The organism is Pectobacterium carotovorum (genome assembly GCA_016415585.1).
GTDB classification, from domain to species: Bacteria; Pseudomonadota; Gammaproteobacteria; order Enterobacterales; family Enterobacteriaceae; genus Pectobacterium; species Pectobacterium carotovorum_K.
On record CP066552.1, the window covers coordinates 4,363,570 to 4,379,648 of the forward strand.

Below are 16,079 nucleotides of genomic sequence, written 5' to 3' on the forward strand. Positions count from 1 at the left end.
TCGTAGCGACAAAAACAGCATCGCTGACAACCACGAAGGGTATCAGCAGAGGAAGATAGCCTTAGAAGTTGTACCTAATGAACAGGTTAGTGAGCCAGTATCGACTGGGTGTGTCCAAGGCGTTAGTCCTCCGAGAATAATGATGCGCGCATGTTACGCCGAGATGAAAAAGACTTCAACTTTAAAACCGCGGCTGAAACACGCTGTAAAATATTGGTTAAATGGATAAGGTTTATCCAATAAATTCGGCGCGGAAAGTGGTAAAAAACGCAGTCCTAAGAGTAAAAAAAGAACTGCGTTTATCGATTAAGCGTTGTCGGGTAAATAGGCGATGGCACGGACGGGGAAGCCGGGCGCACCAGCGAAATTAGGGTAGCTGACGTGAATATAAGCGCCGGTAGACGGCAGCTGATGCAGGTTATTCAGGACCTCAACCTGCCAGGCATTTTGGTTCAGCACGAAGAACTCGCCAATAAGCCCGTTATTGCGACGGAAATCCGCGGCGGAATCCGTATCCAGCGTTTCGTGCCCCACCGCGCTAATGCCGCGCTCTTCAAACAGGAACGTCAGTGCCTCAAGCGACCACCCCGGCGTATGGCTGTTGCCTTCTTCATCTTTATTGGCGAAGGCGTCAATATCAGGCCAGCGCGTACTCCAGCCGCTGGCAAACGCGACAAAGCTGCCTGACGGGATTTCCCCGTATTCGCGCTCAAACGTCAGAATGTCGTCAACCGACAGGCGGTAATCGGGATCGTGCGCGACGGCGTCTTGTTTGTGGATCACCACCAGCGGTAGCAACAGCTCTTTATTATCAATGCGATCCAGATAGCGCTTACCCGCGACAAAGTGCCCCGGCGCATCAATATGCGTTCCCGTCTGTGTCGCAAACGTCACGGATTGAGCGAAAAAGCCATGATCTTCAACGTTGAATAGGGTCTTACGCTGCAACACGCCTTCAAACGCGCTAAAAATAGGAATCGACTCCGTCACCGTATGCGTGAGATCGACCCATTTTTTCTTCTGTAACTCGGCAATAATCTGGTCTAGCGTCATGGGCAGGCTCCTTTTTTATTGTGATACCACACATCCATGGATACGCGGCAGGCCACCTAGCATTGTCGAAAATGACGATAAAGACTAAGACAGGGTTTTTATAAGTTATATAACCCCGTCATACTCCTGGTCGCATCGTGACGATTACACCGTTTCCAGTCTGGCGTAAGCGGCGACCAGCCATTTAATACCCTGCCCCTGAAACGCAACCTGAAGACGAGCGTGATCGCCGCTGCCCTCCAGATTCACGATCGTGCCTTCGCCGAACTTGGCATGGCGAACCCGCTGCCCCAGTTTGTAGCCGCTGTCGTTTTGCGTGATTGGTGTGCCGAGGCGCTGGTGATTGACAGGGCGAGAGACGCTGGCGCGTAGCCGCACTTCTTCAACACACTCTTCCGGCAGTTCGCCGACAAACCGGGAAGGTCGGTGATAGGCTTCTTTGCCGTATAAACGGCGGGATTCAGCGTAGGTTATCGTGAGCTTTTGCATCGCACGCGTGACGCCGACATAAGCCAAACGACGCTCTTCTTCCAAACGCCCACCTTCATCCAGCGACATCTGGCTTGGGAACATGCCTTCTTCCATACCGACGATAAACACCTGCGGGAACTCCAGCCCTTTCGCCGAGTGCAGCGTCATAAGCTGCACTGCGTCCTGATTGGCGTCAGCCTGACCTTCGCCTGCTTCCAGCGCAGCATGCGACAGGAAAGCCTGAAGCGGCATCAGATCCTGCTCTTCTTCCTGATAGCTGAACTGGCGCGTAGCCGTCACCAATTCCTCCAGGTTTTCTACTCGTGCCTGCCCTTTCTCACCTTTTTCCTGTTCGTACATGCTCCACAGGCCGGAATCCTTAATCGCCCGGTCGGTTTGAATATGCAGCGGCAGCTCAGAGGTTTCATAGGCCAGCGCATCAATCAGTTCGATAAAGCGTTGCAGCGAGGCCGCCGCGCGCCCAGCCAGCACTTTCTCCTGCAACAGCGCCCGTGTGGATTGCCACAACGTCAACTGACGATCGCGCGCAGTCTGGCGCACCACGTCCAGCGTACGATCGCCGATGCCGCGCGTCGGCGTATTCACCACACGCTCGAACGCCGCATCATCGTTACGATTAGAGATCAGGCGCAGATAAGACAGCGCATCTTTGATTTCCTGCCGTTCGAAGAAGCGCATGCCGCCGTAGATACGGTACGGCATACTCTGCTGTAACAACGCCTCTTCCAGTACACGCGACTGGGCGTTGCTCCGATACAGAATGGCGTTATCGCTCAGCGCACCGCCATTTTCCTGCCAGGCTTTAATTCGGTTGACGACGTAACGCGCCTCATCCAGCTCGTTGAATGCGCAATACAGCGAAATCGGCTCGCCTTCTGCGCCATCGGTCCACAGGTTCTTGCCGAGACGTCCACCGTTGTGGGCAATCAGCGCATTCGCCGCTTTCAGGATATTGCTGGTCGAGCGGTAGTTCTGCTCCAGACGGATCGTTTCTGCGCCGGCGAAATCTTTCAGGAACAGCTGAATATTTTCGACCTGCGCCCCACGCCAGCCGTAAATCGACTGGTCGTCATCCCCAACGATCATCACCTTGGCGCTGTCGCCCGCCAGCATACGGATCCAGGCATACTGAATACGGTTGGTGTCCTGGAATTCGTCCACCAGAATATTGGTAAAACGTTCGCGATAGTGATTCAGCACATGCGGCTTGTTCAGCCACAGCTCGTGCGCACGCAGCAGCAGTTCGGCGAAATCCACCAGCCCGGCGCGATCGCACGCTTCCTGATAGGCCTGATACACGCGCTGCCACGTTTGCTCGATCGGGTTGCCGTAGCTTTCAATGTGCTGCGGACGCAGGCCTTCATCTTTCTTCCCGTTGATGAACCACATCGCCTGACGCGGTGGCCACTGTTTCTCATCCAGATTGAGCGCCCGAATCAGGCGCTTCAGCAGGCGCAGCTGATCTTCACTGTCCAGAATCTGGAAATCCTGCGGCAGATTGGCGTCCATATGGTGCGCACGCAGCAGGCGGTGTGCCAGCCCGTGGAAGGTGCCGATCCACATGCCGCCTTGGCTGGTGCCGATCAGGTGATCGATACGGTGGCGCATCTCCGCCGCCGCTTTGTTGGTAAACGTCACCGCCATGATGGAGTACGGCGAACAGTTTTCGACGGACAAGAGCCAGGCAATACGATGTACCAGTACCCGAGTTTTGCCGCTGCCTGCCCCCGCCAGCACCAATAAATTGCTGCACGGCGCGGCTACCGCGTCACGCTGTTTGTCGTTGAGGCCATCGAGCAGATCAGAAACGTCCATAGGTACGGGTTATCCGGTGGCGGGAAACACCGCATAACAAAGGCATTTCCACTGGTGATTTATACAGATTAATGCCGTGATTATAGCAATGCCGACAGCGATGCCAACCGCGAAATTTCAATATGCGGCAACAGTCGGACGTCACCAATTTGCATCAGACTGCCTTCACGCAGGTTAATCCAGCAGGCCTGCATACCGCAGCGGATCGACCCAGCCACATCGGTGGTGAGATCGTCACCGACATGTAAGATTTCCTGCAACGGCAGATTGAGCTTTTCTGCCGCCAGATGGTACATATCATCAAACGGTTTAGCACGACCATGTGGGCCAGCTCGCAGGATGAACGAAAAATAGCGATCCAAGCCAAATCGGTGCGGTTCAGCATTGCCATTGGTGATTGCCGCCAGCGGCACTTTCTCGGCTAACGCCGCCAACGTCTGGTGCGTCTCTTCCGTAATCGTAATTTGGCTACGCCAGTGGGCAAAGTTTTCCATTGCCGCTTTTGCGCCATCCTTAGCTTCTGTGGCACTCAGTCCACGTTCCAGCATTGCCAGTTCAACCGCACGACGACGCCATTCGGTCACGTCATGGTAAATGCCCGGTTCGCGCTCAAGTAAGGTCTGGCGTAAGTCCTGGAAATCATCCGCCTGAAAATCACGAAGCGCGGGATGGTACTGTTGCAGGAAGCGGATTGACTCTTTCCCCGTGCGCCGGATGACCTCCGCATTATCGTACAGCGTATCATCCAGATCGAACGTGATCGCCCGGATCGGGCCAAGAGATCGGTAAAAATGCATCAGGGTTTCCCTCGTTTGGCGCGTGGATGCGCGGCATCGTACACGGAGGCTAAATGTTGAAAATCAAGATGGGTATAAATCTGCGTCGTGGACAGGTTGGCATGGCCGAGCAGCTCTTGTACCGCCCGTAAATCACCGCTGGACTCCAGCATATGCGTCGCAAAGGAGTGACGCAGCTTATGCGGATGCACATGACTATTAACGCCCTGTTTAACCCCCCATTCGGCAAAACGCTTCTGCACGTTACGCATCGAAATGCGTCGCCCCTGATTGGAAACAAACACGGCATCATCCTGCGGACCAAACAATTCGCGCAACGCCAGCCAACGTTCCAGCCAGGTTACCGCCGTTTTTCCTATCGGCAATTTACGTTCTTTACTGCCTTTCCCCATCACCCAGACTTCACCACTTGCCAGATCGATATGCTGGCAGTCCATGCCCACCAGCTCCGCCAGACGTAGCCCTGCGCCGTACATCACTTCCAGCATCGTGCGGTCGCGCACCGCAAGGGGATCGTCCAAATTGATTTCCAGCAGGCGATTCGTCTCATCCACATCCATATTCTTGGGCAATGGACGACCCGCTCGCGGCGTGGATACCCCTTTAGCCGGGTTTGCTACCAGCGCACCGCGTGACACCATCCAGTCGAGAAAACTGCGTAATGCCGATAAACGTAGCGCCAGACTGCTGGAATGGAGCCCATCGCGCTTACTGCGAGACACCACGGAACGCACGCCAGAGGCGTCTAGCTTGCGCCAGTCAGCCACACCCGCAGCGGAGAGTATCGTGATAACCGCTGACAGTTGACGTAAATAGCTGGTCTGCGTCAGCGGGCTTAGCTGACGTTCGACTTTCAGGTAGCGCAGGAACGCATCAACATCGGTTTGTAACGGCGAAGAGGAAGGAGCCTCCGATGGCGCAGGCTGCCGGCTCATACCCGCTCAACCCAGCGCGCCAGCATCGCTGGCAGCATCATGGCCATTTGCTGGAGCAGCACGGTTCCCATGCCATCCTGATAATGGTGGCTGTCGCGGCTGCTGAAAATCAGCACGCCCAAATCGTGATGATTTCCCATCAGCGATAGCGCGACCGACCCAACCTGTCTGGCCTGCGGCAGCAGAAGCAACAGCTCTGGCCCGTTCAGACTGCCAAGATAGTGGTTATGTTGTCCGAAGCGCTGAATGCGCAACGGCTCAAAGGTGGAGTGATTTAGCCCAAGGTGGGTAAAACCAGAAGGCGCGCCAAGGCGCCATTTATCGCTGAACAGACGAACAGTTGCGCCCGCCAGACCAAGCTGACGCGCCCAACGCTGCAAGCGCTCCAACATGTCTGTCAGGCTGTCCGCTAATGCCAATTCAGTTTGTAACTCAAGCAGGCGATTGAACAACACTTCGTTCGCCCCCGCCTGTTCCATCAACAGCGTGATTTCTTCCTCAAGCTGAGTAATGTGGTTACGCTGACGTGCCAGTTGCCATTCCACCAGCGACACGGTTCCCCTCACAGGGTGGGGAATGCGCATCTGCTCGACGGGACGCGCATTGCGGATAAAAAAATCGGGATTCTGTTGCAGGAACTGCAAAACCATCTCGTCACTGAGTGCGATCTCGCGTTCTGCCTGTTCCTCGACATTCTTCATAAATGAATAAATCCATCGTAGACATGCGTTGCAGGCCCGGTCATGAATAACGGATGTCCCGGCCCATCCCACTGGATATCCAACTCCCCGCCCGGCAGAGATACGCGAACGTTCGCGGACAATAACCCCTGCTGGATCCCTACCGCCACAGCAGCACACGCGCCGCTACCGCACGCCTGCGTTTCTCCCGCACCGCGTTCATACACCCGCAGACGGACAGTGTGGCTATCAACAATTTGCATAAAACCGATGTTGGCGCGCTCGGGAAAACGCTCGTGGCTTTCCAGCAGCGGCCCCAGCGTTTCCACCTTCGCCGTGTCCACATCCTCAACCTGAATCACACAGTGCGGGTTGCCCATCGACACCACGCCACACAGCACCGTGTGCTCGTCGGCACGCATGATGTAGGTTTTCTCCGCTTTGACCGCGCGAAAAGGCACCTGTTGCGGCTCGAAATTCGGTTCACCCATGTTGACGCGCACCAGTTCATCGTCCGTCACCGACAGTACCATCCGGCCAGTCTGCGTACTGACGGCAATATCACGCTTGTTGGTCAGCCCTTTCAAGCGGACAAAGCGAGCAAAGCAGCGCGCGCCATTACCGCACTGTGCCACTTCGCTGCCATCCGCGTTAAAAATGCGGTAATGAAAATCCAGTTCAGGATCGTAGGGCGGCTCGACAACCAGCAGTTGGTCGAACCCTACACCACAGTGTCGATCCGCCAAACGGCGAATCAATTCGGGTGAAAAATAAACGTTTTGCGTAACGGCATCAACAACCATGAAATCGTTGCCTAACCCGTGCATCTTAGCGAACTGCATTATCCTGACTCCCCCGCTTGCTTAACCGGGCGCGTGACCTGTTATTTATTACTGTCGTCACGCACTAAGGACGCATTGACGTTTTCTTTTGCGGCGGCTGGTTCTCATTTTGCTGAGTTGTTGACGCACCGGATTTGCCATCGGCAGGCATATAAAGCGGACCTTTCAGACCACAACCGAATAAACTCACTACGGCTAACACCAGAAAAGACTGGCGAAATACGTTCTTCATCACGTTAAGACCTGTCATTAATACTCGTATGCTCTCTATAATCGCAGGTGGATCATGAAAATCAATAGGAATCGAAAATGAACGATAGCGAGTTCCACCAATTAACCGACGAACTCATGCTTCAACTGGAAGAAACACTGGATCGGTTTGAGGGTGATGCCGACATCGATTACGAAACCAACGGCGGTGTGATGACGCTGAGTTTTGAAAACGGCAGCAAAATCGTGATTAATCGGCAGGAACCGCTGCACCAAATCTGGCTGGCGACCAAAACGGGCGGTTACCACTTCAACCGTCAGGAAGCATGCTGGGTATGCGACCGCAGCGGTGAAGATTTTATCGCGTTGCTGTCAGCAGCCTGTTCGGCTCAGGCTGGGGAAACCGTTCACTTCGGGTAACGGTCTTTCAACGACTTCACGGCGCTCCACACATCAGCGCCGTCCCAGAATTATCAACCCCATAACCAGCAACAACAGCATGCCGATACCCACCATATTGACCAACGGCCAGCCGCTGGCCAGCGCCATCAGGCTACCAGCAGACAACGAGGCTAGCGCGTTAGGCACATAAATCACCAGCGAGTTAATCCCCTGCAAACGGGATTTATGCACGGAATGGGTAAACGCATTCAGCATGAATGTCCCGCCGTTGAACATAAACGCCCACCCGATGCCGAACAACATCAGTGCAAAGAGGAAGTGCCAGAACGTCAAGCCACTCAGCGCTATCACCACCCCGACAACGTTGCACACCATGCCAATCACCACGACCTGAACCGGCGTCAGCCGCTTCGCCAGCAGCACTAACAGCAGCGCGGGCGCATACATGGCCACAAAATGCCATTGCAACACCGTCGCGCTGTGGCTGACGGAAAAGTGGTGCTGGTGCATTGCCAATGGCACAGAGTTCATCAATAGCGTCATCACCACAAACCCGACGAAACAGCTTGCCGTTCCCAACACAAACGCCCGGCTTTTCAGAATCGCCGCCAGCGGTTCACTACGCTGGGTGCTGGGCATGGTAACGGACATTGGAGGCAGTTTAAGGCCAAGCAACAACAGAGACGTGATAACACAGATGAAGGCCGCCGCAATAAAACTGCCGAGAAACGGGTACGACGCCCAGAGCTGAGAAGATTGGCTCGCCGCGAACGGGCCGAGAAAACCGCCCAGGATACCGCCGCTGATCACCCATGAAATCGCCCGGTTTTTCTGCTGATTATCGGTAAATATCTCAGCCGCGGCGAAGCGATAATACTGATTGAAGGCGCAGGACGTCCCCAGAATAAATGTCGAAAAGACAAAGAGGGAGAAACTGTGTAGCGCAATCGCCAGCGCCGCCAAAAATGCGCCCACTAGCCCGATCAGCGTGCCGATGATAAACGCATTGCGCCTGCCATGTTTTTTCATCAGCGATGAAACGCTGTAGATCATCAGCGCTGCACCGCACACCGTCGCGGTAATCGGTAGCGTGGTCAACAGCGGAACGGGCGTCATCGATACGCCAACCAGCGTAGAACACAGCGTCATCAGGGAAATAATACTGCCGGTCAGCCCTTGTCCGAGCGCCAGCAGTATCAGGTTTCGGCGTTGCAACGAATCCATCAATACATCCTTTGCTGAATACGCTGAAACCCGAGTATATACCCGTCATACTTCAAGTTGCATGTGCGTTGGCTTCATTCGGTCACCCGAATCACTTACTTGAGTAAGCTCATCGGGATTCCCTCATTCGCCGCGTTATTCGGCCTTATGGCCTCACCCCTTCGGGGTCAGCGCAAGCGCTGTTCAAAAACGCCTTGCCGTTTTTGTCCTGAAACTCGAATTATTTAGGGTATAGAGTGGTTATAAAATCTGTAGCCGCTGCTTCATCGTCATCGCTTCATCATCCACCACGGGCGTAATGCACAGATGAGAAAGCGCACTGCTGCGGAACGGAATCACCTGCGTGCGGCCGTCCAGCTGTACGATTTGGTAGAACTGCGGCAGATTGAAATTGATAAAGCTGGAGCCGTAGGTAAAGCGGTCATGCGAAGACGAATAGAAGCGGCTGACATCGCGCACCAGCTCTTCTTTACTGCCCTCACAGTGGTGGTAGACCTCAACGCGGTTCGACTCATCCAGAATATAGATATTAAAGCCCTGATTTTCTGTCAGGTCTTCAAAGAAGAACTGGATGATCCCTTCGCTGGCGACGCCATCGACCACTGGCGGTAAATGTATATGGTTGGTTTCAACCTGAACCGGCTGGCCTTGCAGTTTGTTGTTGGAAATCGCGCCATAAAACTCGACCGCATTTTCCAGCTTCTGCACCGAGACACTTAGCCGTTCGAAGAACAGGCCCCAGGTTTGACCCGCGACTTTCACTGCTTTGAAACGCCCTGGCTCCTGCTGACGCGTACTGGTCAGGCGCAGCTCAATACATTCGGACACCAACTGCTGCACACGGGTACGGATCAGCCCGCGCAGATGCTGGCTGTAGCAGAAGACTTCCAGTGATTCCGGCAGCGCGGCATCCTGATGCATTTTGCCCAGAATGGTTTTCAGCGCTTCCAACACCGCCTGCTCGCCGCTGAAATGCAGCGTACGCACTTCATTCCACGAGTTGCGATACAGCAGGTCGATACTGCCAACCAGACACTGCTGCTGCTGGCCGAAGCTAAAGACATCCAGATGACGGAAATCGAAATGCACGACCTGATTGCGGAAGGCCGCTGTCGGATCGTGTTCCAGATTGACGATAATCGCCAAATGACGAATTTCACACGGGCTGTACAACGCCTTCGGCGTCGGTGCAGGCAGACGCAGCGGGAAGTGGCTGGCGACGTCGTCCACCAGCACTTGCAGACGCGTGATATCGCACAGCTCGTTGCCTTTAATATACAGACGCGTGCTTGGCGTCAGCAGGCCATTAAAATAAGCCCACGCTACCAGCTTGTTCAGATAGCGGTTATATTCCAACGGTTGATGGCTGACGATCGCATCCATCGACGGTGCCTGGTTATACAGATACCAGCCAGAACGGTTCGCACGACCCGGTGGAACATAGATAAAGGTTAAATTCGGCTCCGACAAATCGGGCGAAATTTGTGGGTTCAGCAGGGTAACTTTACCCGGCAGCGCTTCAAACGCAGCGTACAGTTTACGGGTCAACACACCGATATCCTGCGGGCTGGCGCTGACGCTCAGATTATTGCGGCGGGCGAAGCGAATCAGGTTGCGATAGGTCTGCATCATCGCATCCAACAGCTCATTATGTGCTTCGCGTACCTGTTCGATTTTCCAGTTAGCGCGGTTATCCAGCATGGCCAGATGTTCGTCGCTCCATCCCCATTCTTGCACCAGTTGGCTCAGAATCTGGCGACGCCAGCCGACACAAGCTTTTTCTCTGGAGAGCTTTTCACACACTTTTAAATAGAAACATCGACGCACCAGATCGAGGCGCGTGGGATCATTGATCGCCGTCAGATAGTGCGTCACGCGATCCAGCATCATGCAGTAAGGATCCAGACCGAAAGAGACGATCTCTCCATCATGCAGGCGTTTTTTAATCTCAGTCGACAGCAGACTGGTATCGGGGTATTCCCAGGAATAGGCTTCCAGCAGCAGCGTTTTCAGTACGGCTTTATAAGGAGAGTCGATACTCTTATAAAGCTGCCAGAGGCTCGCGCCGAAATACTCTTCCGCCGACAGTGAACTTAAGCCCCCTAAATCCATCCACTCATTAGGTGCCAGCGCCCCTTGTGAGTACAGCGACAGCACATATTCGTCGTAGTGAGATTCTTCTTCGACCGGCACCATGTTCCACAGAATACGTTTACCGGCCATACGCACGGCGGTACGGTAAAATTCGTCGAGTAACAGGATATGCTGCGTGGTGCCGCAGTCTTCACCGCTCAGGCTGCCGCTTTCATTGTGGCGGAACCGGCTTTCATCCATCAGGAAGAAGCTGACTTCAGCGCCCTGCGCCGCGGCCCACTGCTCTAGCAGCGTACATTTCTTCTGTAGGAGTTGGCGTTCTTCGCTATCCAGCCAAGATTGGTGGCACACCCAGATATCGAGATCGGAATTACAGCTCTGCCCGATAGATGAGGTGCTTCCCATTGAATAGATGCCCGTGATCGGCAGTTCGCCCTGCGGATGAGAACAGTCAAACTGACCCCAGCGCAGCGCAATGCCATCAAGGTACTGTTGTTGTTTTTCATCAGGCGTGTGAGTGCAGATACCGTGAGGCACCTTGCCTTCAAGGTAGCCGGGCATCAACGGGTGATGATGATGTAATAAAATGGGCAGAAGACTGTAAACCTGCTGAAAAGCGGGCTTCATTGCTCCCAGAGCACGATCAACACGCAGTTGGTTGATCGCATCCAGTCTTTGCTTCAAAGTCTCGATGTAGAAGTACAAGACGTCTCGCCTGATTTATCCCAGTGCCTAGAAAAACCCCGTGTTCCAAATCCGCATGATGAAATTAGAAGAATGTTTAGCGAATTATTGCTGGAAACGTGATCAATTTAACACCTTGCTGATTGGGCGTAAAGAAAGTAAAGAAAGTTAGACTTACCTATCTTGCTTTATTACGAATTTCCCTACCCGACTGCATCAGCACGGCTTCTTACTCGACTTGCGGCACCCGAATTTCAGACCGTTTTAAAAGGCGCACCGCTAATGCCCACAACCTGACACCAACGCACCATCAATGATACGATGGCGGAAAATGATAAAAACGGTATCAAGCATGTTAGCCAATATTATTAGAATTGCCACCCGACAAAGCCCGCTCGCCCTGTGGCAAGCACGATATGTTCAGCAGTGTCTGAATCACCTCTACCCAGATTTACACGTGGAGCTGGTGCCGATGGTAACCCGCGGCGACATCATCCTCGATACGCCACTGGCGAAGGTCGGCGGTAAGGGATTGTTTGTTAAAGAGCTGGAATTGGCGCTGCTTGAAGGGCGTGCCGATATTGCCGTCCACTCCATGAAAGATGTGCCCGTCGAATTCCCTGATGGCCTAGGCCTGACCACCATTTGCGAACGCGACGACCCGCGCGACGCTTTTGTTTCCAATCATTACGACAGCCTCGAACAGTTACCGGAAGGCAGCTGCGTCGGCACCTCCAGCCTGCGCCGTCAGTGCCAGCTGCGCGCCCGACGCCCCGGTCTGGTGATTCGTGATTTGCGCGGCAATGTCGGCACACGCCTGTCAAAACTGGACAACGGCGAGTATGACGCCATTATTCTTGCGGTCGCCGGTCTGAAACGTCTCGGCCTTGAAGAGCGCATCCGCTGTCCGTTAAGCCCGGAAGAATCTCTGCCAGCCGTCGGACAAGGTGCTATCGGCATCGAATGCCGTTTGGATGACGAGCATGTCCGTCAACTCCTTGCCCCGCTGAATCACCCCGCTACCGCGGCCCGCGTACTGGCTGAACGCGCGATGAATGTGCGCCTTGAAGGCGGCTGTCAGGTACCGATTGGCAGCTACGCTGAACTGGAAGGCGATACGCTGTGGCTGCGTGCGCTGGTTGGCGCGCCAGACGGCAGCCAAATGATCGTCGGTGAACGGAGAGGAAGCGTCTCTGATGCCGAACAACTCGGGATTGCACTGGCTGAAGAGCTACTGGCAAAAGGGGCCAGCGCCATCCTTCAAGCCGTTTATCAAGGGTCAAGCTTATCATGACTATTCTGGTTACCCGTCCGTCACCAACTGGCGAACAACTGGTGACCCGTTTAAGAAAGCTCGGCTACAACGCCTGGCACAGCCCGCTGATCGAGTTTTCGCCCGGACGAGAACTCGCCAGCCTGCCGACCTTGTTGCAGGCACTGAGCGCCGACGATCTGGTGTTTGCGCTCTCACAACACGCGATTCATTACGCCGATCCGATGCTGGCACGTACGAGCATCAGCTGGCCTGCCCACCTCGCTTATTACGCCATCGGCCGTACCACGGCACTGGCGTTACATAAAATCAGCGCACATCCGGTAACCTATCCGCCTGAGCGCGAAACCAGCGAAACGCTATTGCAACTGCCTGACCTACAAGATGTTGCTGGGAAACGTGCACTATTATTACGTGGCAATGGTGGAAGGGAACTGCTGGGAGAGACGCTAACCGAGCGAGGCGCGCAGGTAACCTACTGTGAATGCTATCAGCGTAGGGACGTTCACTATGATGGGCCGGAGCAAAGCCGCCACTGGCAACAAATAGGCATCGACAAACTGGTGATCACCAGCGGAGAAATGCTACAACGGATCTATACTTTAGTACCTGATTACTATCGGGCTTCCTGGTTACTCGGCTGCCAACTGATCGTCGTCAGCGAACGGCTGGCAGAACAGGCTCGTCAGCTTGGCTGGCGCGATATCCGGGTGGCCGATAACGCCGATAACGATGCGCTCGTGCGCGCACTACAATAAACCTGATCATGGGATGTACCATTATGACGGAACACAATACCCCCACAGCTCCATCCGACGAGGTTGCTGAACGGGTTGAACCCGCGCATCAGCAGCAGGATCCCGCACCACAGCCGAAACGTAGCGGTGCCGTGCTGGGGGCGATCGCGATTGTGATTGCGCTGGCAATAGGCGCGGGATTGTATTACCACGGCCACCAGCAGGCGCAGAAAGAAACTGCCGCGCTTCAACGCCTGGAAACGCAGTTAAACACATTGCAGCAGCAGCACAAGCAAGAGCAGCAGCAATGGTTGGACGCTCAACAACAGCAAAGCAAAGCACAGGAGACTGCCGCACAGCGTCTTGAGGCGCTAACGCGTCAATCAGACGAGCTGCGCGATAAGCTAGCAGCGCTTTCCAGCCATGACACCAATACCTGGCTAATCGCTCAGGCAGATTTTCTGGTGAAACTGGCAGGGCGCAAGCTGTGGAGCGACAAAGACGTCACCACCGCAGGCGCGTTGCTGAAAAGCGCGGATGCTAGTCTGGCGGAAATGAACGATCCCAGCCTGATAGAAATCCGCCGCGCGCTGACCAACGATATTGGGGCACTGGCTGGCGTCAGTCAGGTCGATTTTGACGGCATCATCCTGAAAGTAAATCAGCTCACCGATCAGTTGGATAACTTGCAGCTCGCCGACAACAACACCGATGAAGCGCCGATGGACGCCAACAGCACAGAGCTGTCCGCCTCTTTGAGCGAGTGGCGACAAAATCTAAGCAAGAGCTGGCACAATTTCCTGGCTGATTTTATCACCATTCGCCGCCGCGACAGCGCGGCCGAACCGCTGCTGGCACCGAATCAGGATGTGTATCTGCGCGAGAATATCCGCTCACGTCTGCTGGTTGCCGCACAGGCCATTCCTCGCCACCAGAATGAAGTGTACAAACAGTCGCTGGAAACGGCAGCAACCTGGGTTCGCGCCTACTTCAATACCACCGACCCCACGACGCAGGCCTTTTTGGATCAGCTCGATGCCTTAAGCCAGCAGTCAGTTTCACTGGATGTCCCAACGGAGCTACAAAGTCAGGTGCTGTTGGAAAAGCTGATGCAAACGCGCGTTCGTAACCTGCTGGCTCAGGCGCCAGCCACACAGCAGGGAGAGTGAACATGCTGAAAGTCTTATTGCTGTTCCTGATCCTGATCGCAGGCGTGGTGATCGGCCCGATCGTCGCGGGTCACCAAGGCTACGTCCTGATCCAGACGGATAACTACGATATTCAAACCAGCGTGACCGGTCTGGTCATCATGCTGGTGCTGTTCTTCCTCGCCTTTTTGGCGGTGGAATGGGTGCTCCGCAGGATCTTTCGTACCGGTTCCCGCACGCGCGGTTGGTTCCTCGGCCGCAAGCGTAGTCGCGCCAGAAAACAGACCAAAGCCGCACTGCTCAAGCTGGCCGAGGGAGATTATTTGCAGGTAGAGAAGCTGCTGACTCGCAATGCCGACCATGCCGAGCAGCCCGTGGTGAACTATTTACTGGCAGCCGAAGCCGCTCAGCAGCGCGGCGACGAATTCCGCACCAAGCAATATCTGGAGCGTGCCGCCGAGGTTGCAGATACCGATCAGCTTCCGGTGGATATTACGCGCGTGCGTATTCAGTTGGCGCGTAATGAAGATCATGCTGCACGTCACGGCGTGGACAAACTGCTGGAGGTTGCGCCCCGCCATCCTGAGGTACTGCGTTTAGCGGAGCAGGCTTTCCTGCGCACTCACGCCTATAGTGCGCTGCTGGATATTCTGCCTGCGATGCGCAAGATCAATCTGTACCCTGAAGAACGTTTGCTGGATCTGCAACAGCAGGCCTATATCGGTCTGATGAATCAGGCGATGGCGGATGGCGGCAGCGAAGGGCTGAAGTCGTGGTGGAATAATCAGAGCCGTAAAGTTCGCCATGAGATCCCGCTTCAGGTCGCGATGGTTGAGCATCTGATCGAGTGTGACGATCATGATACCGCCCAGAAGATCATTCTCGACGGTCTCAAACGTCAGTATGACGAACGATTGATCCTGCTAATGCCACGCCTCAAAGCCGGAAACCCGGAACAGTTGGAAAAAATGCTGCATCAGTACATCAAGCAACAGGGAGCAACGCCGCTGTTGAGCAGCACGTTAGGCCAATTGCTGATGAAACACGGCGAATGGCAGCAGGCCAGCGATGCCTTCCGCACCGCGCTAGAGTTACGCCCAGACGCTTATGATTATGCCTGGCGTGCCGATGCACTCGATCGGTTACGTCTGCCGGATGAAGCGGCCCAAATGCGGCGCGAAGGGCTGTTGCTCACGCTACAGCAGCCTACCGACTAGTCACTGCGCGGTTCCTTTCATAAGGCTCCTTTTTTGGAGCCTTATTCTTTTGTATGACCCGTCCTGAATAGCCCGACAGAAGGCGGTTAACGAATATTTTCCTCAGACGAAAAAAAACGCTTACCGATAAACGGTAAGCGTTGAAAATTTCAGGTCTGTCAGACAACATAATGGTGCCTCACTCAACGTTATGTCCGGAAAGCCCGATGGAGATTTGCATCTTCATCTGGAGTTGGACGATAGGCACCTCAAATTGGCTCTGCGTCATTCCCAGGATTATGAAGCCGAAGCAAGCATAGAAGGTGGAATGAGCATCTACCCATTTATTTAAGCATAAATTATGCCAACATGCATAATTTTATTGCTATCGACTCATAAAATCATAATAACCAGCTAATAATAAATAATATTTTTATTTATCCACTGGGAGAGAGTTCAAGACGCGATGGGCGACAAAAACGAGATCGCGCTCACAA

The 16,079-nt window shown here is 54.4% G+C and carries 14 protein-coding genes; 5 read left to right on the forward strand and 9 right to left on the reverse strand.

Translation table 11 applies throughout. From position 1 onward, the window contains the following. Positions 1 to 306 precede the first annotated feature (306 nt). The 7 genes from JFY74_19465 to JFY74_19495 form a co-directional block, all read right to left on the reverse strand. Positions 307 to 1,053 carry a cyclase family protein gene (locus JFY74_19465; GenBank protein QQG28204.1) on the reverse strand — a complete coding sequence of 249 codons (747 nt, stop codon included), beginning with the start codon at positions 1,051 to 1,053 and terminating at the stop codon, positions 307 to 309. A 144-nt stretch (positions 1,054 to 1,197) separates the two neighbouring features. Continuing rightward, positions 1,198 to 3,360: a DNA helicase II gene (gene uvrD, locus JFY74_19470; GenBank protein ID QQG28205.1), complete on the reverse strand. Its 2,163-nt coding sequence runs from the start codon at positions 3,358 to 3,360 to the stop codon at positions 1,198 to 1,200. Positions 3,361 to 3,440: 80 nt separating this feature from the next. After that, the gene (yigB, locus tag JFY74_19475) at positions 3,441 to 4,157 is read right to left on the reverse strand and encodes a 5-amino-6-(5-phospho-D-ribitylamino)uracil phosphatase YigB (protein QQG28206.1); all 717 of its coding nucleotides are present in this window, start codon (positions 4,155 to 4,157) and stop codon (positions 3,441 to 3,443) included. After that, positions 4,157 to 5,092 (reverse strand): tyrosine recombinase XerC, encoded by a 936-nt coding sequence (gene xerC / locus JFY74_19480; GenBank protein QQG28207.1) that lies wholly within the window; start codon positions 5,090 to 5,092, stop codon positions 4,157 to 4,159. Before xerC ends, yigB begins: the two co-directional genes overlap by 1 nt. Continuing rightward, positions 5,089 to 5,793, reverse strand: coding sequence for a DUF484 domain-containing protein (locus JFY74_19485; protein ID QQG28208.1), 705 nt, complete (start codon positions 5,791 to 5,793; stop codon positions 5,089 to 5,091). Before JFY74_19485 ends, xerC begins: the two co-directional genes overlap by 4 nt. Continuing rightward, a complete protein-coding gene (dapF, locus tag JFY74_19490; protein QQG28209.1) occupies positions 5,790 to 6,614 on the reverse strand; it encodes a diaminopimelate epimerase in 825 nt (274 codons plus the stop codon). The genes JFY74_19485 and dapF overlap by 4 nt, the downstream gene beginning before the upstream one ends. Positions 6,615 to 6,678: 64 nt before the next feature. Continuing rightward, positions 6,679 to 6,864, reverse strand: coding sequence for a lipoprotein (locus JFY74_19495; GenBank protein ID QQG28210.1), 186 nt, complete (start codon positions 6,862 to 6,864; stop codon positions 6,679 to 6,681). A 59-nt stretch (positions 6,865 to 6,923) separates the two neighbouring features. On the opposite strand from JFY74_19495, the gene cyaY reads away from it, so the two are divergent. Further along, complete coding sequence (cyaY, locus tag JFY74_19500) at positions 6,924 to 7,244, forward strand: iron donor protein CyaY (protein ID QQG28211.1); 321 nt, start codon at positions 6,924 to 6,926, stop codon at positions 7,242 to 7,244. 33 nt (positions 7,245 to 7,277) lie between these two features. Here cyaY and JFY74_19505 read toward each other — a convergent pair whose 3' ends face one another. Together JFY74_19505 and JFY74_19510 are read right to left on the reverse strand one after the other, a co-directional pair. Next, positions 7,278 to 8,450, reverse strand: a complete 1,173-nt coding sequence (locus tag JFY74_19505; protein ID QQG28212.1) for an MFS transporter — start codon at positions 8,448 to 8,450, stop codon at positions 7,278 to 7,280. Positions 8,451 to 8,690: 240 nt separating this feature from the next. After that, positions 8,691 to 11,249 carry a class I adenylate cyclase gene (locus JFY74_19510; GenBank protein ID QQG28213.1) on the reverse strand — a complete coding sequence of 853 codons (2,559 nt, stop codon included), beginning with the start codon at positions 11,247 to 11,249 and terminating at the stop codon, positions 8,691 to 8,693. 331 nt (positions 11,250 to 11,580) lie between these two features. Between JFY74_19510 and hemC the strand changes: the two genes are divergently transcribed. Genes hemC through hemY form a run of 4 tightly spaced genes read left to right on the forward strand, consistent with a single transcriptional unit; the run spans position 11,581 to position 15,603 of the window. After that, positions 11,581 to 12,522 carry a hydroxymethylbilane synthase gene (gene hemC, locus JFY74_19515; protein ID QQG28214.1) on the forward strand — a complete coding sequence of 314 codons (942 nt, stop codon included), beginning with the start codon at positions 11,581 to 11,583 and terminating at the stop codon, positions 12,520 to 12,522. Beyond that, on the forward strand, positions 12,519 to 13,259 hold the full coding sequence (gene hemD / locus JFY74_19520) for a uroporphyrinogen-III synthase (protein QQG28215.1): 741 nt from the start codon (positions 12,519 to 12,521) through the stop codon (positions 13,257 to 13,259). The genes hemC and hemD overlap by 4 nt, the downstream gene beginning before the upstream one ends. A gap of 23 nt (positions 13,260 to 13,282) precedes the next feature. Then, positions 13,283 to 14,407 (forward strand): uroporphyrinogen-III C-methyltransferase, encoded by a 1,125-nt coding sequence (gene hemX / locus JFY74_19525; protein ID QQG28216.1) that lies wholly within the window; start codon positions 13,283 to 13,285, stop codon positions 14,405 to 14,407. Between the two features lie 2 nt (positions 14,408 to 14,409). Then, positions 14,410 to 15,603 carry a protoheme IX biogenesis protein HemY gene (gene hemY / locus JFY74_19530; GenBank protein ID QQG28217.1) on the forward strand — a complete coding sequence of 398 codons (1,194 nt, stop codon included), beginning with the start codon at positions 14,410 to 14,412 and terminating at the stop codon, positions 15,601 to 15,603. Positions 15,604 to 16,079 lie beyond the last annotated feature (476 nt).

Excerpts from the sequence above, each read along its gene's own strand:
- JFY74_19465 (QQG28204.1), bottom strand. The coding sequence starts at position 1,053 with ATGACGCTAGACCAGATTATTGCCGAGTTACAGAAGAAAAAATGGGTC.
- uvrD (QQG28205.1), bottom strand. The coding sequence starts at position 3,360 with ATGGACGTTTCTGATCTGCTCGATGGCCTCAACGACAAACAGCGTGAC.
- yigB (QQG28206.1), bottom strand. The coding sequence starts at position 4,157 with ATGCATTTTTACCGATCTCTTGGCCCGATCCGGGCGATCACGTTCGAT.
- xerC (QQG28207.1), bottom strand. The coding sequence starts at position 5,092 with ATGAGCCGGCAGCCTGCGCCATCGGAGGCTCCTTCCTCTTCGCCGTTA.
- JFY74_19485 (QQG28208.1), bottom strand. The coding sequence starts at position 5,793 with ATGAAGAATGTCGAGGAACAGGCAGAACGCGAGATCGCACTCAGTGAC.
- dapF (QQG28209.1), bottom strand. The coding sequence starts at position 6,614 with ATGCAGTTCGCTAAGATGCACGGGTTAGGCAACGATTTCATGGTTGTT.
- JFY74_19495 (QQG28210.1), bottom strand. The coding sequence starts at position 6,864 with ATGACAGGTCTTAACGTGATGAAGAACGTATTTCGCCAGTCTTTTCTG.
- cyaY (QQG28211.1), top strand. The coding sequence starts at position 6,924 with ATGAACGATAGCGAGTTCCACCAATTAACCGACGAACTCATGCTTCAA.
- JFY74_19505 (QQG28212.1), bottom strand. The coding sequence starts at position 8,450 with ATGGATTCGTTGCAACGCCGAAACCTGATACTGCTGGCGCTCGGACAA.
- hemC (QQG28214.1), top strand. The coding sequence starts at position 11,581 with ATGTTAGCCAATATTATTAGAATTGCCACCCGACAAAGCCCGCTCGCC.
- hemD (QQG28215.1), top strand. The coding sequence starts at position 12,519 with ATGACTATTCTGGTTACCCGTCCGTCACCAACTGGCGAACAACTGGTG.
- hemX (QQG28216.1), top strand. The coding sequence starts at position 13,283 with ATGACGGAACACAATACCCCCACAGCTCCATCCGACGAGGTTGCTGAA.
- hemY (QQG28217.1), top strand. The coding sequence starts at position 14,410 with ATGCTGAAAGTCTTATTGCTGTTCCTGATCCTGATCGCAGGCGTGGTG.